Raw genomic sequence first — 23,432 nt, 5'->3', positions numbered from 1 at the left:
CTTTGTCCGGATATTTTTAGTTAGCCCCAAGGTAGTATGGGCATATTTCCTGGTATTTGTAACATTTAATAAAAAATTTATTATCAAAATAAATTAAAATCATTCACTTAAATTAACGTTGTGAACACTTTTAGGGCATCGTTCAAAGCTCGCGCATCATGAGTGCGAATATAATCCACGCCCATGTAACTTGAATAAATTTCCGCCGCCAAGGTAGCCGGGCTTCGCTCATTGACTCCGCGCCCGGTGATGGTTCCCAAAAACGATTTCCGGGAAACCGAAACAAGTATTGGCAAATTGAAGGATTCTTTTAGGCGGGAGATATTTTTTAAAACGTGAATTGAAGATTCCGGATTGGAGCCCAAGAAAAACCCCATTCCCGGATCTAATATTAGCCGTTCCGGTGAAACCCCTGAATTTTGTAGTAATTTAACGCGCTGTAAAAAGAACTCGATCATTTCATCGTATACTTTTTCGGGCTTTGTCTCGATAACAGTGGCCGGACCTAAACGCTGGACGGAATGCATCACAATCAGTTTACAATTCGATTCCGCCAATTCAGGATATATTTCTGGATATGGGAATCCTTGAATATCATTCAAATATTGGACGTTACTTTTTATGGCATAGCGTTGAACTTCAGGTTTGAAGGAATCGATCGAAACTGGAATATTTTTGGAACGCAAGCAGTCAATTACCGGTTTTAACCGGGCTATTTCGTCTGGGGGTTTAACTGCCTGGGTGGCGGGATTACTGGAGGCAGCCCCCAAGTCAATAATATCAGCGCCATCTTCCACAAGCTGGAGGGATTTTTTTAAAGCTTGGTCATCATTTATATAAAGGCCTCCATCAGAAAAGCTATCTTCGGTGATATTTACAATTCCTAATATTTTTGGCGTTGATAGCTGCATAAAATCAATCCTTTCATATAATCATAAAAATATACAATAATGAGGCTCCTGTTGTCATGCCTACACCAAATAATGGCGTTGGGTTTGGTGATTTATCCTTGTACGTGAAATATATATTCACAGCAAAGGAAATGACAACCGGGATGCCTATCCGTTTATCTCCAAAGAGGAGAGAAACGCCCATAATGGCGAGTATTGGGATACCAGCTTCTATGATCCCTCTCACAAAACCTGAAAAAAAACCAGAAGCTATCGGACGTATATGTGCTGGGAGTTTCTTAATAAGAACAATAATCGGGTATGTAGGAATGAGCAATATCAATTCCAATGGCACTATCGCAAAAACTGCCAAGTACATGGAGACAACCGCAACTGCCGACGCAATAATAATAAAAAGGCAGAACATATCATTTCCTCATCAACTGTTTTGATATCGAATTTTTTTATATGCTTCCCAGTCTACTTGAGCTGTATACACATCGTTGCCTATATAGGTGAGGCTTGTGGTCTGCAATAATATCAAGACATGATCATCCTCCAGCTTCACCTTTTTTCCAAAATCCGCTGCTTGAGCCATAAATCCGAGAAATTTATATAGATCGGGAAAGCTTTCAACTATCTTCGTGTGAGTTTCCGGCTTAAGCTCTGGATGACGGTTGCGTGATACCTCAACAAGTGCGTCGAATGGTTTGTATCCTTGGTCGATGAGGTTGCGGAAAACTTTTTTTGATCGCTTCATTGCGCATAAATCCACAATGGTGCCGTAAAACTTTAGCATGAAAATAGTGAGCGGCACCGCTACGACCCCATAAATTATCAATCGCCAATAGCCTGTTATCGCTGCGAGAATGGTTGTAACAATAAAGCATGCACTATAAATCTTATATGGCTTCATTTTGCAAAACAAACGTAGAGAGTTTACTGATTCTCTGGTTATTTCTTCTTCGATCCAACAAGTTATTAAGTAGTTTCCGTTTAACTACCAAAAAGATTTTTTATGTACAAGGAAATTTTGATATGTTATGTCATTTTCTAACTGTATAACATACATATTTTTCATATTAAACGGAAACTGGTTAATACAAATGAGGAAAATATCTCCTGACTTAATTATTCAGTTTAAAGCTTTGTTGGCTCAAAACAAGATAGACCTGAGATACCACACATATTATGAAAAATGGCTTCGATATTATCTGGATTTTTGACATAAATACGGATTTGACGAGTCCGACCCACAGAGCCTCCCCAATTTTATCCGGAAACTGAAAGAAAAAAAGCAGACCGTCGAACAACAAAAGCAAGCCGCTAACGCTGTTCATGTTTATTACAATCTCATCCGGCCGGAATCCGGCGATCCAGTAAAGACGCAGGACCGTCTTATCCCGGAGGCTGCAGCTGTTAAAGAAACTCTGAATTCATTTCAAACGCCGATTTCAGAAGCCAAATTGCCTCCAAAAATCACACAGCCGAATTCGACATCAAGCATTCCAACTCAAAAGCCCATTGAACGATGGGAAAAAGCACTCAGTGACCTGTCCAACGAAATAAAGGTCAGACACTATTCTCCGAAAACGCTGAAATCATATTCCATATGGGCTCGTAAGCTTCAATATTTCAGTCAAAGTAAAGATCCGGCAACGTTGTCAACCGAAGATGTAAAAGATTTTTTGACCTTTCTGGCTGTCAAACAGAAAGTATCGGCATCCTCCCAAAACCAGGCATTTAACGCCCTGTTGTTTTTTTACAGGAACGTCCTCAAGCGTGAATTCGGAAAAATTGAAGGGGTGGTTCGGGCCAAACAAAGACCCTATATTCCGGTCGTCCTTTCACGCGAAGAAATCGATAAAATTACTGCAAACCTTAAATACCCGTATGATCTGGTGGTTAATCTGTTATACGGCTGCGGCCTGCGGTTGTTCGAGTGCCTGAATCTTCGTGTTCAGAGTTTTAATTTCGACTTCGGCATATTGACGGTTCATGACGGCAAGGGCAAAAAGGACCGGACGGTACCCTTGCCCCAAATCTTGATGACCGACCTCAAATCTCATATGGAGAGGGTGAAAACGCTTTACGATCGGGATATAGCTGAGGGGTATAACGGCGTATTCATGTTTGATTCAATCGAAAAAAAATATAAAAACTGTGCCAAAGATTTTGTATGGCAGTGGTTTTTCCCCGGGAAATTATTAACCTTTGTACCAGAAACCAAGGAATACCGGCGCTATCATCTCCATGAAACCCATGTTCAGAAGGCCATAAAGCGGGCAGTCAACAAATCCAAAATATTCAAACGAGCTACGGCCCATTCATTCCGCCACAGTTTTGCCAGTCACCTGCTCCAGGCCAATTACGATATCCGGACTATTCAGGAACTGTTAGGGCACAGCGATGTCAGGACCACGATGATTTATACCCATACTATCAAGAGCAAGACCCTGAAAGAGACCAAAAGTCCGCTTGATCTCACTTGACCCATTAAAGCCGATCAAAAGGGTATTCAGACTTCATCACTCAATCCCTTTGCTATCAGCTATAAACGCCCTCCGCGTTCTTTGCGCCTCAAGCGAAGCGGGCGGTGAATTTATTTTTTTGCGCCTCTGCGCCTTTGCGTGAGATTATTTTTTCCAATTTCGCCGCAGGGGCAAGATGCATCGCCCCTACCCATGCAGCGCCCTGCCCGAGGCTTTCAACGCCACCTCCAGCATGATTTCCGTCAGGGTGGGATGGGCGTGAATAGTGTTGGCGATGTCTGCCACCCCCAGACCGGTGGCAACTGCCAACGCCCCCTCACCCAGCAAGTCTGTGGCATGGTCTCCGATGATGTGGACTCCCAGCACCTTGCCGTTGCCGGCATCGGAAACGATTGTGGCCTGGCCGGCCAGTTCGCCGATGACCTGGGCCTTGCCGATGGTGCGAAACAGGACGGCATCGGTGCGGGCATCGATTTTCTGCTCTTTGGCCTGGGCTTCGGTGAGGCCCACGCAGGCAACTTCCGGCATGGTGAAGATCGCCGAAGGTACCGCTGTGTAGTCCATGGCCCGATCGGCGCCCATGGCATTTTCCGCCGCCACCATGGCTTCGGTGGAGGCCACGTGTGCCAGCATCACCTTTTCCGGCCCTAACACATCGCCGATGGCGTATACCCCGGGTATAGTGGTATGAAGCCGATCGTCCACCGGAATCCATCCTTTGGAATCTGTTTCAAGACCGATGGTGGACAGACCGATATCTTTTGTATTGGGAGACCGGCCAATACACACCAGCGCGCGGGCCACCGTTTCAGTCACCGGGACCTTGTCCCTGTCTTTCAACTGTGACGCAAAGGGAGAGGGGCCGATGGTCACGGTCAGACCATCACCCGTCTGCGAAATTGATTCCACCACCCGGTTCACGTAAAATTTGATTTTGCGTTTTTTCATCTCCCGCTCCAGCACCCTGGAACAGCTCGCATCCACCGACGGCAGGGGCACCAGGCGGTCCAGGGCTTCAACAACGGTAACCCTGGCCCCCATGGCGGACAGGATGCAGGCAAATTCGCAGCCGATCACGCCCCCGCCCACGATCACAATAGATTCGGGAACCTTCTCAATCTCCAGAATATGATTGCTGGACAGAATCCGGCGGCCGTCAAAAGGAAAGGCCGGCACTGAAAAGGGTTGGGAGCCGGTGGCGATGATCAGCCGGTCCCACGCCCAGCTATGCACCTGGCCGTCTTCGCCGGTGGCCGACACCTTGCCGGGACCGTCGATACGGGCATTGCCGCGAACCAGGGTAATCTTGTGGTGGGCCAGCAGTCCTTCGATGCCCTTGATCTGAGTGGCCAGCACCTTTTGCTTGCGGGCCATGAGCTTTGCCATGTCCAGCACGATGCTGCCTTCGATCCGAATGCCAAATTCATCGGCCCGGTGAAATTTTTCCAGCATCTCGGCGGTGGTTCTCATGATCTTTGAGGGAATGCACCCCCAGTTCAGGCAGGTGCCGCCCACCTGTTCCTTTTCCACCACCGTTACCGCCGCTCCCAGCTGCGCTGCACGAACCGCGGCCACATATCCCCCGGGACCTGCGCCCAGTACGGTTATCCGTGTTTTCATATACCTGTTCCTCCTTTAAATCAGCGCCCTTCGGGCGGACTGAGGAGCGCTATCGCCTGAGGAGCACTTCGTTTGAGGCAAAAGATAAGAAACAAGAAGCTTTTATCTTATTACATCCTCAAAGGCGCAAAGCTCCCGCCCCTCAAGCACAGCGTGCCTCAGCCTGTAACCTGCTGATAAAATCAATTAAAATATTTTTTATCCACGGAATCCGCAGATAATATTTCTTTTTTTTCTTCAATCTGTGTAATCTGCGTAATCTGTGGATAATATTTCTTTTTTTTCTTTAATCTGCGGACAAAAGACTATCTCTTTTTGACCTCAAAAAATGGAAATTCCTATACTATTAAATCAGGGCCACGTACAAATACGGATTTGGATTGTCTAAATTTATGTCTTTTTCAATTTTTTTTTTCAACTTATTTTTGATTATAACATCAATTCGTTAAAAAACGTTTGACAGATCCATCATGCCTGATTAGATAATTTGATAACCCACTCAATTCCGATGGCTTCGGCAAAAACAAATAAATTGCACCATCGTGCTTGTCTTTTTATCCGTCTTTCGCATTGTATCAAAGAGCACTTACCACAAACCGTCACATTAACTAATTTTGCATTACATTCAAGATGAGACCAGGGCGGCAACGAGGAAACGACACTGGCGACCGTAAGAAGGCCTCAAGGCGCCGACGACTCAGCCCGCATCTAAAGGGCGTGAATACAAAGTAAAATAAGGAGAAAAGTGTCATGGGAACAACCGTTAAGCGAACACCGCTGAACAGCTGGCATCGGGGTCAAGGTGCCAACATGGCGGACTTTGGCGGCTACGACATGCCCCTGTGGTATTCGTCGGTTAAAGACGAACACCTGGCCGTACTCACCGGTGCCGGCATTTTCGACACCAGTCATATGGCAGCCGTCACCGTTACCGGACCGGACGCTGCCGCCCTGCTACAAGATTGCTTTACCAATAATCTGAACGCCTGCATGGGACCATCCAAAAAGCCCCTCTCGCCGGGTCGATGCGTGTATGGCGCCTTTTTGAACGAAAAGGGCGAAACCATCGACGATGCCATCGTCTTCTTTATGGAAGCGAACCGCTATCTGGTGGTGGTCAACGCCGGCATGGGAGGGACCGTTGCCGATCATCTGCAGCAACACCTCGGCGGGCGGAACGCCAGGATCACAGACCTGACCGATCAGCTGGGCAAGATGGACATCCAGGGGCCGGCGTCGGCCAAAATTCTCGCTCAGATCCTGGCCGATCCAAAAGCGGTGTTTGCAAAAATGCCCTACTTCTCCTTCAAGGGGCATTTTGACAACGCCTCGCCTCTGGCCGATGCCGTCCGTCTGGACGACGGCACCCCCATTCTGCTGTCGCGCACCGGATACACCGGCGAGTTCGGCTTCGAGATTTTTCTGGCACCGGAGAAGCTCCAGCGCTTATGGGAACGCCTTCTGGAAGCCGGCCGTTCCTATGACATCAAGCCCTGTGGCCTGGCAGCCCGGGACAGTCTGCGTGCCGGGGCCGTGCTGCCCCTTTCCCACCAGGATATCGGACACTGGCCGTTTATCAACCACCCCTGGCCATTTGCCCTGCCCTTTACGGCTGACAGAACCGGTTTCACCAAGGAATTCATTGGCCGGGCCGCCCTGGAAAAGCAAACAGATACCTCATTCACCCATGCCTTTGTTGGCAAAGACCTTCGCAAAATCTCAGCCGACGAAAAATCCCGGGTCATCGATGCCGATGGCCGCGAAATCGGGACCGTGCTCACCTGCGCCACAGATATGGGCATCGGGCGTCACAATGGTGAAATTTTCAGCGTTGCCAGCCCGAACAAGCCCGAAGGCTTCAAAGCCAAAGGGCTTTGCTGCGGCTTTGTCAAGGTCAGCCGAAAACTGTCCCCGGGCGAGCAGGTGGACATTGCAGACAGCCGACGTAAAATCAGCGTAACCATCGTGGATGATGTGCGGCCCCACAGGACCGCCCGCAAACCCATGACTGACATGCTCTAATCGCGGACACTGCGCCGCGTATCCCATAAAAAAGCAATCACAGGGAGGAAAATATATGAAAGAAATCAGCGAACTGAATCTGCCGGAAAACGTCCGATACACCGATGACCATGAGTGGGCTCAAAAAAAAGGCGATGTTTTCCGAATCGGCATTTCCGACTATGCCCAGGAACAGCTGGGGGACATCGTCTTTGTCGAACTGCCCGAGGTGGGAAGCACCTTTGATAAAGGCGAGGAGTTCGGCACGGTTGAATCGGTCAAAGCCGTATCCGAACTTTACATGCCCATGGGCGGTGAAGTAACGGCCATCAACGAGGCCCTTGCCGAGGCGCCGGAACTGGTGAACAGCGACCCCTATAATGGCGGCTGGATGCTGGAAATCAAAGCCGACGATCCTGCCGAACTGGATACCCTGAAATCCCGGGCCGACTACCTTGAGATGCTGAAAGGATAATGACCATGCGATATCTGCCCCATACCCGGGAAGACATCGAACAGATGCTTCAAGTGGTGGGCGCGACGGATCTGGACGCACTTTTCTCCAGCATTCCCGACGACTGCCTCCGGAAAAAAGAGATGAACCTGCCCGAGCCCCTCACCGAGTGGGAGCTGAACGGACATATGGACCACCTGGCCGCCGGCATGGGCGCTTCCCCCGCATGCAAGGTGTTTATGGGGGCCGGCAGCTACAACCATTACATCCCGGAAATCACCCGGCAGCTGCTGCTGCGCAGTGAATTTTTCACCGCCTACACCCCTTACCAGCCGGAAATCAGCCAGGGCACGCTGCAGACCATCTTTGAGTACCAGACACTGGTGTGCCGCCTGCTGGGCATGGATGTCGCCAACGCCTCCATGTACGACGGCGCCTCGGGACTGGCCGAAGCCCTGCTCATGGCTATCCGGGTCTCCCACCGAAAAAAAGTGGCCGTATCCCGGGCGGTTCACCCGCTCTACCGCAAGGTGGTGGAGACCTATTTTGCCCCTACCGACTATGAGGTGGTAGAGCTTCCCGTGGGTGTTGACGGCCGAACCGATTTTTCGGGCCTCAAAGACCTTGGCGAACTGGCCTGCGTAGCCCTGCAGAGCCCGAACTTCTTCGGCTGCATCGAGGATCTGGAGTCTGCCGGAAAAGCCATCCACGCAGACAAGAAGACCTTGTTCGTCACTGCTTTCAGTGAACCACTGGCCTATGGCCTGCTCAAAAATCCCGGTGTCTGCGGAGCGGATATTGTCTGCGGCGAAGGCCAGAGCTTCGGCATTCCCCAGAGCTTCGGCGGGCCCGGCCTGGGTATGTTTGCCGCCAGACAGCCGTATGTGCGCGCCATGCCCGGACGGCTCGTCGGCAAAACCGTGGACCGGGACGGCAAAACCGGCTTTGTCCTGACCCTGGCCACCCGCGAGCAGCACATCCGCCGCGAAAAAGCCACCTCCAACATCTGCTCCAACCAGGGGCTGTGTGCCACCGCATCCACCATGTACATGGCGGCCATGGGAGGTACGGGCATCCGGGAGCTTTCCCGGCTCAACCGGGATCGGGCCGAATACCTGAAAGCGTCCCTGGCCGGGGCTGGATACGCATCTGCCTTCACTGCGCCCACCTTCAATGAATTTGTGGTCCGCTTCCCTGAAGGATTTTCCGACACCTGGCAGGCGCTGCTGAAAAAGAAAATCGTTGCCGGGCTGCACCTGGCCCCCTGGTATCCGGAACTGTCCGACTGCTGGCTCATGTGCGTGACCGAGGCCATCGATAAAAACGATATCGATGGCCTGGTAAAGGAGGTGACCAGATGAAAGAAAAAATGGGAACAACCGGCCTGATCTTCAACGAGCCCCTGCTCTGGGAAAAAGGCTCCCCGGGTCGAAAGGGGCTGTCACTGCCCCGCCGGGATGTGGCTGAAGCTCCCCTGGACGACGCCCTGACCGGTGACGGTCCGGATTTTCCGGACCTGTCCGAACTGGATGTGGTGCGCCACTTCACCCGGCTTTCCCAGTGGAATTTCGGCGTGGACAGCGGCATGTACCCGCTGGGCTCCTGCACCATGAAATACAACCCCAGGACCAACGAGCGACAGGCGTCCATTCCCGGTTTTGCAAACGCCCATCCCCTGCTGCCCCCAAGCCTCTGCCAGGGTGCGCTGGCACTGATGTACGACCTGCAAGGCTACCTGGCCGAAATTACCGGCCTTCCGGCGGTCACCCTGCAGCCGGCGGCCGGCGCCCACGGTGAGCTGACCGGCATGTTGATCTTTGCCGCTTACCATAAGCACAAGGGAAAGGTGCGCACCAGGGTGCTCATTCCCGACACCGCCCACGGAACCAACCCGGCCAGCGCCACCTTGTGCGGATTTACGGCCGTGCCGGTCAAATCCGGCGCAGACGGCGTTCTGCGGCCCGAATCGGTAGCCGAACTCATGGACGAGGATACGGCCGGCATCATGGTCACCAACCCCAACACCCTGGGGCTGTTTGAAAAAAATATCCGACAGGTGGCCGCTATCGTCCACGAAAAAGGCGGTCTGATCTACTGCGACGGGGCCAACATGAACGCGATAATGGGCATCGTCAACATCGGCGACATCGGGGTGGACGTGCTGCACTTAAACCTGCACAAGACCTTTTCCACCCCCCATGGCGGCGGCGGCCCGGGCGCAGGACCCGTGTGCGTCACCCGGCAGCTGGAGCCCTTTCTCCCCATCCCCCGGGTGGTGAAAGAGGGTAACAGCTATCGTCTTGACGAGGACGGCCCCCTGTCCGTGGGCAAGGTGCACGCCTTTTTCGGCAACTTCGGCATCCTGCTCCGCGCCTGCTGCTACATTCTCAGCATGGGCAACCATCTCAAGCAGGCGAGCCAGTATGCCGTTTTAAATGCCAACTACATCAAAGAAAGCCTCAAGGGGCATTACCACCTGCCCTATGACCAGCCCTGCATGCACGAGTGCGTTTTTACCGACAAGCTTCAGCAGGAACACCACGTGGCCACCCTTGACATTGCCAAGCGGCTCATGGACCACGGATTCCATCCGCCCACGATCTACTTTCCGCTGGTGGTCAGCGGCGCCATCATGATTGAGCCCACGGAAACCGAATCCAAAGAGACGCTGGACCAGTTCATCGACGCCATGAAGCAGATTGCCCGGGAGGCCCGGCAATGCCCTGACTGCCTTCACGAATCGCCGCAGTTCCCCAAGGTGCGGCGACTGGACGAAACCGCGGCGGCACGCAAACCCTGCCTGCGGGGTTAGGACGAGTCATCGACAGGGGCGGCCGGACAGCCGCCCCTTTTTTCTCATCGCTATTTTGCCTTGCCAAGAGCTCTTTAATCGTTCAGGTCCGCCATCTTTGCCGGAGAATTCTCAAAGGATATTGACGCCCCGGCCACGCAGGTAGTCTTTCAGCTCTCCGATGCCAATGATCCCGAAATGAAATACCGAAGCGGCAAGCAGAATCGTAGCGCCCGCTTCAACGGCCTCATAGAAATGCGCCAGTTTTCCCGCGCCGCCGGAGGCCACCACGTCGGCCGACACCGCTTCCCTGATGAGCCTGATCACTGGCAGATCAAAACCGGTCTGAACGCCATCGCCCGCCTTGCTGGTCGGAAGAATCACCGGTACGCCATAACCGTCCACACGTTTTGCCCATTCAACCGCATCTGTTCCGGTGGCAGTACGTCCCCCATCAATATAGACTTCGTAACCGGAGGCCATGGCTTCGTTCCGATCCACATCGATAGCTACCGTCACCTTTCCGGCACCGAGTGTTTTAACAAGCGCCGGGATCAGTTCGGGCTTCCGGAAGGCGGCGCTGCTGATCGACACTTTATCGGCACCCGCATTCAGCACCAGTTCGGCCGACTTCACATCGGAGATCCCTCCACCGACAGTAAACGGCACCGTAGAGACCCCGGCAACGCGTTTAACCACCTCAATCATGGTGGCCCTTTCTTCCACGGTAGCCGTAATATCCAACAACGCCAGTTCATCTGCACCGCTTTGGCAATACGCCCGTGCGCATTCGACAGGATCGCCCGCGTCTTGAATATCCACGAAATGTACGCCCTTGACGACCCGGCCGTTCTGCATATCCAGACACGGCATAATCCGAATCGGTTTATCCATAGATATGTTACCTCCTTGAGAAAATTTCAGTAGAAAACTCTCTTTTAATGGGTTACATGGATCATTTTCCCGGTTTCAAATCCCAGGGTTTTTGCCTTCTTTATCAATTCTGATTTCAGAAATTCTTCCATACGGGGTTCTCTTGCCAGAATCCACAGATAGGATCTGCTGGGCCCGCATACCAGTGAATAGGAATAATTCTTTTTATCAAGAGCTATGATATTATAACCGCCGTAAAAGGGGCCCCAAAAGGATACCTTTAGCCTGCCGGTATCTGAATCACCCACGAAGTACGCCTTGCCGACCGCCTCTTTCCATTTATCTTTTTCCGGATCAAACCCTCTGTTGACAACGTTGATGCCGCCGTCATCCCGTAAACTGTATTCCGCCGTCACTCTTTCCAGACCTCTTTCAAAGGAATGATCCAGTCTGGCGATTTCATACCAGGTGCCCAGATACCGATCGATATCAAAACCGGTAACCAGTGAAACATTTGCCGGAATGCCTGCACAGCCCGATATGATGATCGGGATAAAAAAGAAGAGACTTCGGATCATAAGATATCTCCTGATGGAAGCCGGGGCCGCATCGCAGCGCACGACAAGAGATGAGCTGCTATACATCAAACGCTCTGCCGTAATAAACCATGGTTTTTTTCCGACGGCTAACGGCTGTTTTGCAGCTCGAAGGTGAACACTGTGCCGGCATCTGTCCGCTGACGCCCACCGGCTGATTTAAAAAGCCGAATTGTTGCGGTATTCGATTTTCCAGTCAAAGCCCATGCCCGGCTGAAATCATTAAGACGCCCGAATTCAAGCATCGCCTTGACGAGCCTCTTGCCTATGCCCCTTCTCCTGTAGGCGGGGGCGACACATAATTCATTTATACAAAGCTCAGGCCTCTTGTCGGGTACATAATGAACGCCAAAACACATTCCGACAACAAGACCATTTTCAACTGCGACAATCAAATGATTTCGCGGCGTATTGATGAGTTCTGCGGCCAGATCAATATCTGCCTCACTGTCGAAGAGATCGGCAGAAACGTGATCCAGGATCATTTCATCGCCAGGATTTAACATTTGGATGCGCGTTGTCATTGAATATCCGTTGCCGGCTGAACATATGGATTTGTTTTTGATTTCAGTAACCGGGTTATTGCGAAAACCTTATCGGGTATTTAAAAAAAATGGATATATCAAAAATGCTACCAGAAAATTTAAACCCAAACAAAGTTTATCTGGTTAACCCGGATTGGTACGAATTAGCGGCCCCCGGGCCCTGCCGGCAAAACGGGGCAATCGGCATCCCCAAAGTGGGACTACGAAGCAAAATGGAGCCACCAGGTGTATGCAAATGCCGACAGCAACGTATTCAGGGACACGGCGGCTACCGCGAAATCGGTATCCCCGTGCATTTCCTTTGCCATGACACAGGCAAGCGTCGCCGTAGGAGCTGCCATCAGTATCAGCCCGGGCAAAAAAGCATCCTGACTGACATCAAATATTCGAAAAAGGGACATCCCCACGCCGGGCAGGATGATCAATTTAAAAACAGGGATGCGCACAGGAGCAGCGGTCGTGCCCTGACGACCTTAAAAGACAGCGTCGCACCGATAATTAACAGTGCCAGAGGCAGAGCGAACGAACTGATAATTTCCAGTATCCGATTGATGACCGAAGGAATTTTCAGACCGGTCAGGGAAAAAAAAATTCCGATCATTGCGGAAACAATCACTGGATTGCTCATGATTTTTTCAGCCATAAACCAGATGCTTCGCTGATTCTTTCCCGTATCCCCGGAATACAATTGAAGCGCAACAACTGAAATAAAATTCTGTAAAATCATCAGAAAAGCGGCAATCAGGCTTGCCTTGACTAATCCTTCCCGGCCAAGATAATAAAATGCAACTGCAAAGCCGATATATCCGAGATTTCCATGCATGGAGCTCTGAATAAAGGTGCCGCGGGCGAACTGAACTTTCATGAATTTACTGGCAAACCATGCCAGAAGCGCCGTGACGCACACACTTGTCAGGGTGATGGCCAGAACCGTAATATCGATGTTCGTTTTCAACGGGGTTCTGTAAATTGCCTTGAAAATCATTGCCGGTATTGCCAGATAGTATACCAGACGATTTGCCGGATCTACGAATGTATCCGGAATCCAGTTCATTTTCCGTGCGACCCATCCCAAAGCAATTACGAAAAATATCGGAATAATTGTATTTCCTATATTCACAATCGCGCTGGCTTCCTTTTTTTACGACTATCGTTTCTAAACATTATTTCGGTTACGGCTCATACCGGCCGCTTTGCTCGAAGTGCAACCGGACAGAAAATTTTTATTGTCTTCTGGATTGCGCCTGAAATTTCATTTATCATATTATCAATATCTTTCCGTGGCACAGCCCTATTTCGTGTCCATCCCAAAATGGCTATTTTTCCCGATTTCTGCGTCAGGCTCAGATTTTAATCCTCGAAATACTCAATGTATTCCTCCGGTTAAAATCTTCGCCTTCCTTGAACTTGAAAAAACTATCTCATTTCTTCTGGATGGACACTATTTCAGGCGCTGCCAACCCCGATTTTTCAGTAGATACTGAGCATCTCAGGGGGAAAGCAACCATTTTCTGCCGCTCTTCATCCCACATTTTCAATCAAAAACAAGAAAAACTTTTCGCGATGGTAAGCGATGCTCTGGTTTGCAGCGCCGGAACGGCATCGTAACACTTCTTCAGGTGGTAATTAGGGATTCTGGGGCTCAGATGATGAACATGGTGGTAACCAATGTTGCCGGAAAACCAACGCAGCACAGCCGGCAGCTTATAATATGAACTGCTTTCCATGGCGGCACGCAACGGCTCCCACTGGCAGTTGTTTTCTTGCCAGATCGTAATCTTTTGCGCTATTGTTAAAGGCTTTTTTGATACTCACGATGAACTCCTGTTTATCACAATTGCGCCAGGGATACCGGTTACCCCCCGGCACCGCCGCCCATATCCCGGCGTGCGGTTTTCCCTCTCTTTCTGAATGCCACAGCCGGAGAACCCCGGAAGCCCTGCAGAATCTAATTCTCTCGAACTACTTTCGCCCTTTGCCTTTACCTTTCACTTTGTCCTTGCCTATGTTCTCATCATTGTAGAGATCCTGGCCCTGCTTCAAGGCGTGGAAATCCTTTGATCCAGGCTTTATCCCCAGACTTTTGGCAAGTGCTCCCCAACCTTTGCCCTTCTCAGCCCTGTATTTTTCGATGACACGATCTACGGGCTGGTTTGACATTTCTCCAAGCCGGAGCAACATATAAGCATCTACAGGTTTCTCAACATTGCCGAGTACTGTTTTGATCCTTATGTCACCCACTTGGAAACGAGCTTCAAGCCTTGCCCTTAATCCTGATGGATCCGCTTCAGCTTTAATATTAAAACTCCTCATCCAGTCAAAATCATCTGCGGAGGCAATCGGTAAGGCTATCAAAAATACTATTAAAAATACAAAAAAAAAATTAACCGGTTTCATTACATTCTCCTTTTCATAGAACTCATTGCAGCGTTAACGGGCAGTGTAACCGACAGGGGCTCGATCATAACTTCGGCCATAGTTCCCAAGTGTGGCCGCGGAATCCCGCGACAACGTGGCCGAAATGATGATCAAACCCAACCGACAGATATCAGGGAATAATGAATGCGCTGAGTCTTTTATCGACTCGCTTTGCTCCAAAACAGCGGAGTTTCACTAATTTTTTATTAACTTCTATATTGATAATTCCAGTAAACCATCCAATATGCCACCATATCCTGTCAATTTTTTTAAGATCTATTTCTAAATCGTTGTCGGTTGTATGAATGATTTTGTTCATCAAAGTCTGTATGAACAACAGCTTTCCATTTTCAACGATAAGTTTTCCGTCCACCCATAGTCCACCATATTTCGAAAGCCGATTTCAACCATAGCCTCTGGACCCGGTGGGCCGAAATATCCACCTGCACCCACCAATACGGGCGGTTGGCGTAGACTTCCACATTGGATTACATACCAAATTTTCCGGAGGGTAAGCAAGAAGGGGTTATTTCAGCCCGGCGAGATAGTTTGTATAAAGATCGCTGAACCATTTACCGTGGGGAAAGATTTCAAGGCGGTCATAGGTACTGGCGTCGGTAAGCATTGTGAAAAACGCTCTGTGGTCCGGTGTAAAGGAAAAGAGGATTATCACGGCGACATACACCAATGCGGTGGTCTTAAGATCTGTAGGATTTCCAAACTTGAGCGCCGTGCCGGCCGATCTTTTTGGGCCCCGGCCCGAGAACGTCAGGCTGCTGAATTCATCAAGAAGGAGGTGGAGGATATATCCGGAAAAAACGAACAGGCCCGCCATCCATACAGCGAACTCACCAAAATGAAATATCCTGTGAAGGATTATCGTGGTGATGAACCCGAACAATACGCTGGCGGGTATCGAGTGTATCATTCCCCTGTGAATGGTAATCTTTGTGAACAGTGAAAAAACGAAGATTTTTATCGCGATGAAACTGGCCAGCCAGACCAGGAAAAGCTCAACCGCGGAATTCTCTTTCTTCAATTTGAACATGACGAGAAACGCTATGACAGTCGCCATGAAGGTGAACAGAAGGCGGACAGGGCGAGAGGCGTCCGAATCGATGTCCGGCAGAAGTCCCCCGATGACTCCCATGGTGAAATAGAGAAGAACCTCCTGCGGAGTGGCCATGGAGGACGCCAGGAGTACCGTCGTGGCAATGCTGCTGAATATGCTTGTTACTGTAAGATGTGTTTTAAAATCCGCCATTCTTTATGCCTTCAGAACTTTTGCAAAAAACGCCTCGTGTTTATCCGGGGCCGGCGAAAAGGAATGCCGCCATATTCTCCTGCAACTACCCTTAATGAACTCATAAATAGTCAGAATTAAAATGGCAAAATACAAAGTTCAAGACATCGCGAATTTCGTGGAATACGGCGCAACGCACACGAATTTTTACGACGCCGTCATTTTCATACCACAGATAATCCATCAATTCAATAACGGTCTGATTTTTAAGTATTTTAATAAGACATGCGGGTGCGACGGGAAAAATTTCCGGAATCTCTCCAGATGGCACCCGCAGAAGCGTTTCGGGCTTGATCGGTCGGCTTGGGGTCGGGCCACAGTAACATATTGAAAAACTTATAAAAGACTTCAAAAATCGTCGGTATTTTGGCCTTAATCGATCAATTTTCATGCTCAAACTGGCTGATTAAGGATGTGGTTGTAGTTGATCCCATAAAAAAGTGTTCCCGTAATCCAGATTATCAGCTCTGCCGTATGGAGTCAGCGTTTCCCGAAGTTCAAAGGCATCGTCAGCACAAATTATCTTTCTGCCTTTTGCCCTGAATCCAAGGGAGTCTTTTATGTTCTTGATAAACGCTTTACTTCCCACAGCAATGCTCTGCGTCCACTTGTTTTCCTTACCTTTATGGTCAGTCTGCAACTCACTTCCCACCCATTTGCAGTGAGCAGCTTTTAAATCATCATGATTTTCAAATCCCAGCAAATCCATCAACCGGTCAAAATCAATAATGCCTTTTCTTTTCCTGGGACAGAAAATTTCATTATATCCACAAAACTCCCATTGGACGGGATGCTCTACAACGCCTGCACGAACCATATTCATATCGATATATGTGATACATTGCCTTAAATAGCGGTTACTTTCCACTGCTGTAGCATGATAACGATCCTCCCAGAATGCACCCTTCCTGTTTTTGCGGACATTGTATTCCTGACCGGTTCTGCCCGCAACCAACCTTATTGAATCCGGGATCACATTCCGGCCGGCATTATCAAATACAAGCAGATGAACATGGTTTGATGTGACCATATAATTTAACACACTCAACCCGCTGTATCTTTTCTTTGCCTGGAATAACCACTGAATCCACCTGCGTCGATCTCTTGGGAATCTTAAAAGAAATTCTCTCTTATGGCATCGGTGGGTTATATGCCAGACATGGCCGGGAATATAATGCCTTTTTGCACGAGCCATTTTTCGTCGTTTTCCTTAATAAGGCAGTTTTAGGGGAAAACCGATCGTTTAAGAACCTTTCAGAGCCATTTTTAACGTCTTTTTTTCGCAATATCAATTAGTTAGCATGGCCCGACCCCAGATTATCATTTTTACATCCAGATTACTACTACCTGTTTGTTTCGGTTCCGATAGGCCAACACGGCGTTACGCGTATTGGGTCCGAAGTGCCAGTCCCGCCGCGGCACGGAGCGCGTTTTCCGTGATCGGAAGCGCCGCGTAGACACCGAGGCCGACGCACAGGTATTCGTAGAGTGCCGTGGTCGAATGGCCGTTGTCCGAACCGGGCTGGTCGCCGAGCGTATTGTGTAGCGCATGGACCAGTTCATGGCCGAGACCGATGTATGGCGGACGAGCGGCGCCGGCGGCCATCACATTCGAGGCGTTCCATTTCACTGACGTATGGCCGCCAATGCCCGCGACGGCACCGCCTCGCAGCGCCGTTCCGAGAACGACCTTGGCGTCATCCACGGCAGCCGGCGCCACCCCGGTTGGGAACACCGTGACCCCATTGACCCAGTTCTGTAGGGTCGCGGCCGAGATCCAGCCCGCACCATGCGTGTTCGACGAGGGAATGAGACTCGGCAGCCCCACGAGCTTATACACCGGCGAGTTGTCTATCTGGTTTTCCAGCCAGTTGAACGGTGCAAGGCCCCCGACCCCCGGTGCATGACCGAGGGCCGTCATCGCCGCCCCGATGCGCACACCCACGTTGCCATAATGGCCGATCAACGCGGAAGCCAGAGTGGTCTGATAATTGTCCGATATTGCCATGACCGCGCACTCGTTGCCCCCACTGAAAGTCGCTTGTGCATCCCTGATCTCTGTCCAGCGTGCCGGGGCCGCCGCCGCTTGCGCCTGCAGGGCCACCAATAAGTTGTGCCCCGCCGCAAGCGCATCCAACTGCCTCAGGGCCAGCACGGCATCGGTCTGATGCGACGGCACGTGCATCGACCTGATCACATTGATGCCTGGCGTCCGTAAGGTACTCAAAGCAAAGGCATTGACCGAAACGTAAATGAAATTCGGGAAGCTATTGTACAACTGCGTAAGCGCGCGGTGGTATTTCATCTTCTTGGGCGCGGGGAGATTGCCGATCGCCTGAATCAATGCGAGCAAGTTGACTCCGTTGGATAGCACGCCGTATGCGGCGACGGCATTCACCACCGGGATCATCGAGCTTTGCCTGCGTATCCGCGATGGTCCGCCGAGGTAGATGAAGTAGTTGTCGGCAGTCAGATGGGTCACAAACTGCTGGCGAGTAAGCATCATGCGCTCCTTTTTGGCGTAGGTCTACAATTCCCGGCATCAACCATATAGTCGAGTAGTGATGCAACTGGATTCATTTTGGATACGGGGTCAGCCTTGTGCTTCACAGTTGAAGCATGGGGTTTTCTTTTATTGTTCATCGGTTTTTTTCCTTATGGTATTCCCTCGCGTTCCTCCAGCTACCTTCCTTTCGTCTGGTAGCCGTTACAGAGCCTCATTCAGCCCATGTCCGTACGGTTCAACCCCAGTCCGTACACAGACCTCCGGCAACTTTCTTCCGGGCCACCTGCTGGAGTGGATCGGCTTGGGGTGTCGGCTTAGAGTCGGCTTAGGGTCGGCTTAGGGTCGGGCCACAGTAACATATTGAAAAACTTATAAAAGACTTCAAAAATCGTCGGTATTTTGGCCTTAATCGATCAATTTTCATGCTCAAACTGGCTGATTAAGGATGTGGTTGTAGTTGATCCCATAAAAAAGTGTTCCCGTAATCCAGATTATCAGCTCTGCCGTATGGAGTCAGCGTTTCCCGAAGTTCAAAGGCATCGTCAGCACAAATTATCTTTCTGCCTTTTGCCCTGAATCCAAGGGAGTCTTTTATGTTCTTGATAAACGCTTTACTTCCCACAGCAATGCTCTGCGTCCACTTGTTTTCCTTACCTTTATGGTCAGTCTGCAACTCACTTCCCACCCATTTGCAGTGAGCAGCTTTTAAATCATCATGATTTTCAAATCCCAGCAAATCCATCAACCGGTCAAAATCAATAATGCCTTTTCTTTTCCTGGGACAGAAAATTTCATTATATCCACAAAACTCCCATTGGACGGGATGCTCTACAACGCCTGCACGAACCATATTCATATCGATATATGTGATACATTGCCTTAAATAGCGGTTACTTTCCACTGCTGTAGCATGATAACGATCCTCCCAGAATGCACCCTTCCTGTTTTTGCGGACATTGTATTCCTGACCGGTTCTGCCCGCAACCAACCTTATTGAATCCGGGATCACATTCCGGCCGGCATTATCAAATACAAGCAGATGAACATGGTTTGATGTGACCATATAATTTAACACACTCAACCCGCTGTATCTTTTCTTTGCCTGGAATAACCACTGAATCCACCTGCGTCGATCTCTTGGGAATCTTAAAAGAAATTCTCTCTTATGGCATCGGTGGGTTATATGCCAGACATGGCCGGGAATATAATGCCTTTTTGCACGAGCCATTTTTCGTCGTTTTCCTTAATAAGGCAGTTTTAGGGGAAAACCGATCGTTTAAGAACCTTTCAGAGCCATTTTTAACGTCTTTTTTTCGCAATATCAATTAGTTAGCATGGCCCGACCCCAGATTATCTGGTTCAGCTGCCATTTGTCGTAATTATCATTTTTCTGATGATTGTAAAGGACTCTTTTCATATTCAGCTCAAACATATCTTTTCGGATACTGTTATCGAATCGACATTTTATAATTTTTTGCATGACATTCAGTCGATTGCACCATTAATTTTGCATCTTTAAACACTCATATATTCCAGCTCAACAAGCGCACCTTGAATCGGCTTACACTTATCTTATCCGGGCGGATTTGATATTGAATTCCCGAAGATAAAACCAAGCATTCCGGAAAAATCCATGCCGGATATGCCGATATCACTTTTTTTGACGAACCTGGCCGCTATACCCCCATCAATCGTCAGTCTTGAGTTTTGAGAGTCCCCTGCCCTCTGCACTCAGTTCTCATTTCAGCGTTGCGCTTCTTTCGACTTCATTGTATCGTAATTTCATGCGGAAAGTACCGCTGGTTGTATTAACGCGGCAGGTGCCGCTGGGGTTGTATTGCTTATTTTGTGAGGATTCCGCATGGCAGATGCGCTTGCGCTGTTGACATTATTGATCGGCCTGGAGCTGGTTCTGGGCGTCGATAATATTCTGGTCATCTCCATTTTTGTCGGCAGGCTGCCCGAGACGCAGCGAAACCGGGCCCGGGTACTGGGGCTGGCGTTCGCCCTGCTGGCAAGAATCGCGATGATCGCTGTGCTGCTGATGCTTTCGAGCCTTACAGGACCGGTCATCCTTGAATTTTCCGTCAAGGATATCATTCTGCTGGCCGGAGGGCTGTTTCTGCTGTGGAAGGCGGTAACTGAAATTCATCATACCATCGAGCTGAAAGATGAGGCGGGTGTTGAAATCGGCAGGGCCCGCAAAAGCTTTATCACCGTTATCGCGCAGATTGTCCTGCTGGATATCGTGTTTTCGATTGACTCGGTCATCACGGCCATCGGCCTGACCCATCATGCCTGGATCATCATCACTGCCGTCATGGCATCCTTTGTGGTCATTTTATTTTTTGCCAATCCGATCGGAACATTCATCCTGAAAACCCCCTCTCTGAAGATTCTGGCGCTCTCGTTTCTGATTACGATCGGAATTACCATTTTCATGGAAGGGCTCCATAAACATGTGCCCAAGGCCTATATTTATCTGCCGATGGGCTTTGCGCTGGTTGTGGAAATGCTTCAGCTGCGATATGACAATAACAGAAAAAAAACCGCCGTCAACCGGACAAAGCAGCCCGGCATGTAAGCGCCGGCCCATGCGGCGCTCCCCTGACGGCCATATTCCCTTCATTTATCCGGAGAATTTAAACATGAGAAAATTTATCGCGGTCTATATTGATCTTGAAAATGTCGCCGGCATACTGGATCTGGACAAAATGCTACAGGACATCATCCTGGAAGAGGACCGGGAAGCCCCGGAAGAGTACATTTTTGCCGTAAAAATCGCCTGCGGAAACACGAACTCCATCACTAAACTCCGGGGGCAGCTGACCAATCACAATTTCGAGATCCGGGAGGCTCCGCGCGTCACGGGGAAAAAAAACCGGGCGGACCTGATTATCAGCCTGGACGCATTTGAAAAACTCTTCCTGGACAAACCCTCCATCGACCGCTTCGTGTTTGTCACCAGCGACTCGGATTTTTCCGTCATTATGGATATTCTGAGAAAATACGGCAAGGAGGTGTGGCTGATCACCAAGGAAGGTGATGCGCAGCGCCCGATTTTTACCAACTGTACCGACAACATAATATCTCTGTCCAGGCCCCGGAAACCGCTCCCGAAAAAGGACAAAAAATCCGAAAAAACAAAAGAAGAGCCCCTCAAGGGCGATGAGAAAACCCCTCCGAAGGAAGAAAAGGAAGAAAGGGTAAAAGATGACATCGCCGACGAACTGTTTAAAAAGGTGCTCATCAGTCTGGATACCAACGTAGAGCATAAGATCAATGCCATCGCCAACAAAATGCGGCAGCTGGATAAATCATTCAAGATCAAGAACACGAATTACAAAAAAATGACCACGCTGGCAAAGGAATTTGAAAAGAAAGGATGGTTTAAAACCCATAAAAACAAGGACGGTCACCTGATCATTACCGATATCGAGACTCCGGGCTGTTGAATTTTTGCCCGGTGGCCGATGATTTGCTCTTTTCCATTGCCAGCACGACCAGGCCGTTCCACCTGAAGGGGGCCCTGAAGCCGGTTTGATTATAACCGGTCCGGTTGCGATATGCCAGCTGCACCGTTACCCCTTCACCCAATGAATCGAACGCAGACAGTGCTGTCATATAATCGCCCGTATCGGCCGCCACCGAAACCAGGCCCGCAATCCGACGCCTGCCCTGAGTTTCAAGCGTTCCGATCCACAACGGAGGATCGGTCTTTTTCAACGTTACGGCTGTCGGCCACAGCCGAAGCACCCGTCGCTGGTCGCCTTCGTTGCGAACCAGAAGCAGGTGTTCAACAAGCCCGTCATGTAAATGAGGCAGAACCGGAAGCTGTTCCACCCGGGTATCCGGGGACAGCATCCCGAGAACGCTTTTGATGGTGATACCGGGCGGGCTGACCCAGCCGTCTGAAATGAACCGGCAGGCCAGCCGATCGGCAGATCCCGCCCATTGGAGGGTCAGGGGCTGCTCCCGTTCGCCGATAATATCGATTCGCCGTGCGGGAAATTCCTGCCACCCGCCATGGAGCCAGGCAGAAGCGTCCATCACGCGGACAACGGAACGCGGGGCATAGAAGGCCAAATCTTCCCGGTGTCTGTCGAGAACATACAAAGAGCCGGCTGTGACAAACACGGCAAGGGTAATGACGCTGAGCAGTTGTCTGGGAACCGGTTCGGTTTCACCCCTCAGATACGCGATACCGGCCAGAACGGTCCAGGACCACCCGATAAACAGTCCGCCCAGAACATCGGAAAGCCAGTGAGCCCCCAGGTACAGACGCGAAAAGGCGATCAGGGAAGATACGAGCAATGCAGCGCCAAGCGGCACCCATCGAAACGAACTGCGGGAACCTCTGGCGAGAAGAATGGCCAGAAACCCGTAAATCACGACATTCATGATCGTGTGGCCGCTGGGGAACCCGAAGGCGGAGATGCCCTGGTACAGGGCAACCGGCCTTGGCAGATGAAATGACCACTTGAACAGCCGCGTCAGCATTTCAGCAATGAGCAGAGTCACCAGCCAGTAGCCTGACGTCCGGTAGCATCGCCTGAAAAGCAGCACCGCCAGGACAGCGCCGATCACGATGGCATGGACCAGCCCGTCGCCCAGTTCCGTTATGGACACAAACACATGGTCTCCCCAGGGCGTTCGCAGGGATTGAAACAGTTGATACACCGCATGATCGGCCAGCACCAGGGGGTCTTGGGTGACCACATCCTCCACCACCTTGAGAAAGCCCCATCCCATGAGCAGCGCCACCATCAGCAGCAGAGCGATAAAATATTCCTCCCCTTTGCGGGGCAAAAAGGCACCGATCAGACCCCGCTTGATGTAACGCCTGACCCCTTGGACAGGGACATCTGAGGCGATCCAGGCTTCCAGAAAAGACAGCCACGTTGCCCCTTTTACGGCGAGAAAAAAGAAAAGCCGCCGGAAAA

The 23,432-nt window shown here is 50.3% G+C and carries 24 protein-coding genes; 8 read left to right on the top strand and 16 right to left on the bottom strand.

The window, feature by feature from the left end; genetic code table 11:
• Nucleotides 1–107: 107 nt before the first annotated feature.
• Nucleotides 108–911 (bottom strand): dihydropteroate synthase, encoded by an 804-nt coding sequence (gene folP / locus PHQ97_14430; GenBank protein MDD4393932.1) that lies wholly within the window; start codon nucleotides 909–911, stop codon nucleotides 108–110.
• A gap of 56 nt (nucleotides 912–967) precedes the next feature.
• Here folP and PHQ97_14425 point away from each other — a divergent pair, with 56 nt between their 5' ends.
• Nucleotides 968–1,342, top strand: coding sequence for a hypothetical protein (locus PHQ97_14425; protein ID MDD4393931.1), 375 nt, complete (start codon nucleotides 968–970; stop codon nucleotides 1,340–1,342).
• On the opposite strand, the gene PHQ97_14420 is transcribed toward PHQ97_14425, so the two are convergent.
• A complete protein-coding gene (locus tag PHQ97_14420) occupies nucleotides 1,330–1,707 on the bottom strand; it encodes a hypothetical protein (GenBank protein ID MDD4393930.1) in 378 nt (125 codons plus the stop codon). The genes PHQ97_14425 and PHQ97_14420 overlap by 13 nt on opposite strands.
• A 649-nt stretch (nucleotides 1,708–2,356) precedes the next feature.
• Here PHQ97_14420 and PHQ97_14415 point away from each other — a divergent pair.
• Nucleotides 2,357–3,382, top strand: a complete 1,026-nt coding sequence (locus PHQ97_14415; protein ID MDD4393929.1) for an integron integrase — start codon at nucleotides 2,357–2,359, stop codon at nucleotides 3,380–3,382.
• A gap of 186 nt (nucleotides 3,383–3,568) precedes the next feature.
• Here the strand turns inward: PHQ97_14415 and lpdA are convergent, their stop codons facing one another.
• A complete protein-coding gene (gene lpdA, locus PHQ97_14410; protein MDD4393928.1) occupies nucleotides 3,569–5,002 on the bottom strand; it encodes a dihydrolipoyl dehydrogenase in 1,434 nt (477 codons plus the stop codon).
• A gap of 750 nt (nucleotides 5,003–5,752) precedes the next feature.
• Here lpdA and PHQ97_14405 point away from each other — a divergent pair.
• From PHQ97_14405 to gcvPB, 4 genes are read left to right on the top strand one after another with little or no spacing between them, the layout of a single operon-like run.
• Complete coding sequence (locus PHQ97_14405) at nucleotides 5,753–7,024, top strand: aminomethyl transferase family protein (protein MDD4393927.1); 1,272 nt, start codon at nucleotides 5,753–5,755, stop codon at nucleotides 7,022–7,024.
• 55 nt (nucleotides 7,025–7,079) lie between these two features.
• Entirely contained in the window at nucleotides 7,080–7,478 is a 399-nt protein-coding gene (gene gcvH / locus PHQ97_14400; protein MDD4393926.1) for a glycine cleavage system protein GcvH, read from the top strand.
• 5 nt (nucleotides 7,479–7,483) lie between these two features.
• A complete protein-coding gene (gene gcvPA / locus PHQ97_14395) occupies nucleotides 7,484–8,818 on the top strand; it encodes an aminomethyl-transferring glycine dehydrogenase subunit GcvPA (GenBank protein ID MDD4393925.1) in 1,335 nt (444 codons plus the stop codon).
• Entirely contained in the window at nucleotides 8,815–10,269 is a 1,455-nt protein-coding gene (gene gcvPB, locus PHQ97_14390) for an aminomethyl-transferring glycine dehydrogenase subunit GcvPB (GenBank protein MDD4393924.1), read from the top strand. The genes gcvPA and gcvPB overlap by 4 nt, the downstream gene beginning before the upstream one ends.
• Before the next feature lie 111 nt (nucleotides 10,270–10,380).
• Here gcvPB and PHQ97_14385 read toward each other — a convergent pair whose 3' ends face one another.
• The 12 genes from PHQ97_14385 to PHQ97_14330 form a co-directional block, all read right to left on the bottom strand.
• Nucleotides 10,381–11,142, bottom strand: coding sequence for an imidazole glycerol phosphate synthase cyclase subunit (locus tag PHQ97_14385; GenBank protein MDD4393923.1), 762 nt, complete (start codon nucleotides 11,140–11,142; stop codon nucleotides 10,381–10,383).
• A gap of 44 nt (nucleotides 11,143–11,186) precedes the next feature.
• Nucleotides 11,187–11,699: a lipocalin family protein gene (locus tag PHQ97_14380; GenBank protein ID MDD4393922.1), complete on the bottom strand. Its 513-nt coding sequence runs from the start codon at nucleotides 11,697–11,699 to the stop codon at nucleotides 11,187–11,189.
• A gap of 107 nt (nucleotides 11,700–11,806) precedes the next feature.
• Nucleotides 11,807–12,241 carry a GNAT family N-acetyltransferase gene (locus PHQ97_14375; GenBank protein ID MDD4393921.1) on the bottom strand — a complete coding sequence of 145 codons (435 nt, stop codon included), beginning with the start codon at nucleotides 12,239–12,241 and terminating at the stop codon, nucleotides 11,807–11,809.
• Nucleotides 12,242–12,462: 221 nt separating this feature from the next.
• Nucleotides 12,463–12,663 (bottom strand): hypothetical protein, encoded by a 201-nt coding sequence (locus tag PHQ97_14370; GenBank protein ID MDD4393920.1) that lies wholly within the window; start codon nucleotides 12,661–12,663, stop codon nucleotides 12,463–12,465.
• A 20-nt stretch (nucleotides 12,664–12,683) separates the two neighbouring features.
• Complete coding sequence (locus PHQ97_14365) at nucleotides 12,684–13,382, bottom strand: AEC family transporter (protein ID MDD4393919.1); 699 nt, start codon at nucleotides 13,380–13,382, stop codon at nucleotides 12,684–12,686.
• Nucleotides 13,383–13,800: 418 nt separating this feature from the next.
• The gene (locus PHQ97_14360) at nucleotides 13,801–13,989 is read right to left on the bottom strand and encodes a fatty acid desaturase (GenBank protein ID MDD4393918.1); all 189 of its coding nucleotides are present in this window, start codon (nucleotides 13,987–13,989) and stop codon (nucleotides 13,801–13,803) included.
• Nucleotides 13,990–14,224: 235 nt separating this feature from the next.
• On the bottom strand, nucleotides 14,225–14,659 hold the full coding sequence (locus PHQ97_14355; GenBank protein ID MDD4393917.1) for a hypothetical protein: 435 nt from the start codon (nucleotides 14,657–14,659) through the stop codon (nucleotides 14,225–14,227).
• Nucleotides 14,660–14,810: 151 nt separating this feature from the next.
• Complete coding sequence (locus tag PHQ97_14350) at nucleotides 14,811–15,053, bottom strand: hypothetical protein (GenBank protein MDD4393916.1); 243 nt, start codon at nucleotides 15,051–15,053, stop codon at nucleotides 14,811–14,813.
• A 153-nt stretch (nucleotides 15,054–15,206) separates the two neighbouring features.
• On the bottom strand, nucleotides 15,207–15,944 hold the full coding sequence (locus tag PHQ97_14345; protein ID MDD4393915.1) for a metal-dependent hydrolase: 738 nt from the start codon (nucleotides 15,942–15,944) through the stop codon (nucleotides 15,207–15,209).
• A gap of 445 nt (nucleotides 15,945–16,389) precedes the next feature.
• The gene (locus PHQ97_14340; protein ID MDD4393914.1) at nucleotides 16,390–17,178 is read right to left on the bottom strand and encodes a transposase; all 789 of its coding nucleotides are present in this window, start codon (nucleotides 17,176–17,178) and stop codon (nucleotides 16,390–16,392) included.
• Between the two features lie 186 nt (nucleotides 17,179–17,364).
• Nucleotides 17,365–18,489, bottom strand: a complete 1,125-nt coding sequence (locus PHQ97_14335) for a M91 family zinc metallopeptidase (GenBank protein ID MDD4393913.1) — start codon at nucleotides 18,487–18,489, stop codon at nucleotides 17,365–17,367.
• Between the two features lie 439 nt (nucleotides 18,490–18,928).
• Nucleotides 18,929–19,717, bottom strand: coding sequence for a transposase (locus PHQ97_14330; protein MDD4393912.1), 789 nt, complete (start codon nucleotides 19,715–19,717; stop codon nucleotides 18,929–18,931).
• A 633-nt stretch (nucleotides 19,718–20,350) separates the two neighbouring features.
• On the opposite strand from PHQ97_14330, the gene PHQ97_14325 reads away from it, so the two are divergent.
• Together PHQ97_14325 and PHQ97_14320 are read left to right on the top strand one after the other, a co-directional pair.
• On the top strand, nucleotides 20,351–21,073 hold the full coding sequence (locus PHQ97_14325; GenBank protein MDD4393911.1) for a TerC family protein: 723 nt from the start codon (nucleotides 20,351–20,353) through the stop codon (nucleotides 21,071–21,073).
• A 64-nt stretch (nucleotides 21,074–21,137) separates the two neighbouring features.
• On the top strand, nucleotides 21,138–21,944 hold the full coding sequence (locus PHQ97_14320; GenBank protein ID MDD4393910.1) for an NYN domain-containing protein: 807 nt from the start codon (nucleotides 21,138–21,140) through the stop codon (nucleotides 21,942–21,944).
• On the opposite strand, the gene PHQ97_14315 is transcribed toward PHQ97_14320, so the two are convergent.
• Nucleotides 21,916–23,432: phosphatase PAP2 family protein (locus PHQ97_14315; GenBank protein ID MDD4393909.1), on the bottom strand; the 1,517-nt coding region annotated here is incomplete at its 5' end. The two genes, PHQ97_14320 and PHQ97_14315, sit on opposite strands and share 29 nt — an antisense overlap.

It is taken from the genome of Desulfobacterales bacterium, assembly GCA_028704555.1.
Classification (GTDB): domain Bacteria; phylum Desulfobacterota; class Desulfobacteria; order Desulfobacterales; family JAQWFD01; genus JAQWFD01.
The sequence above is the reverse complement of the archived record's forward strand: the minus strand, read 5'-3'. Positions and strand labels throughout refer to the sequence as shown.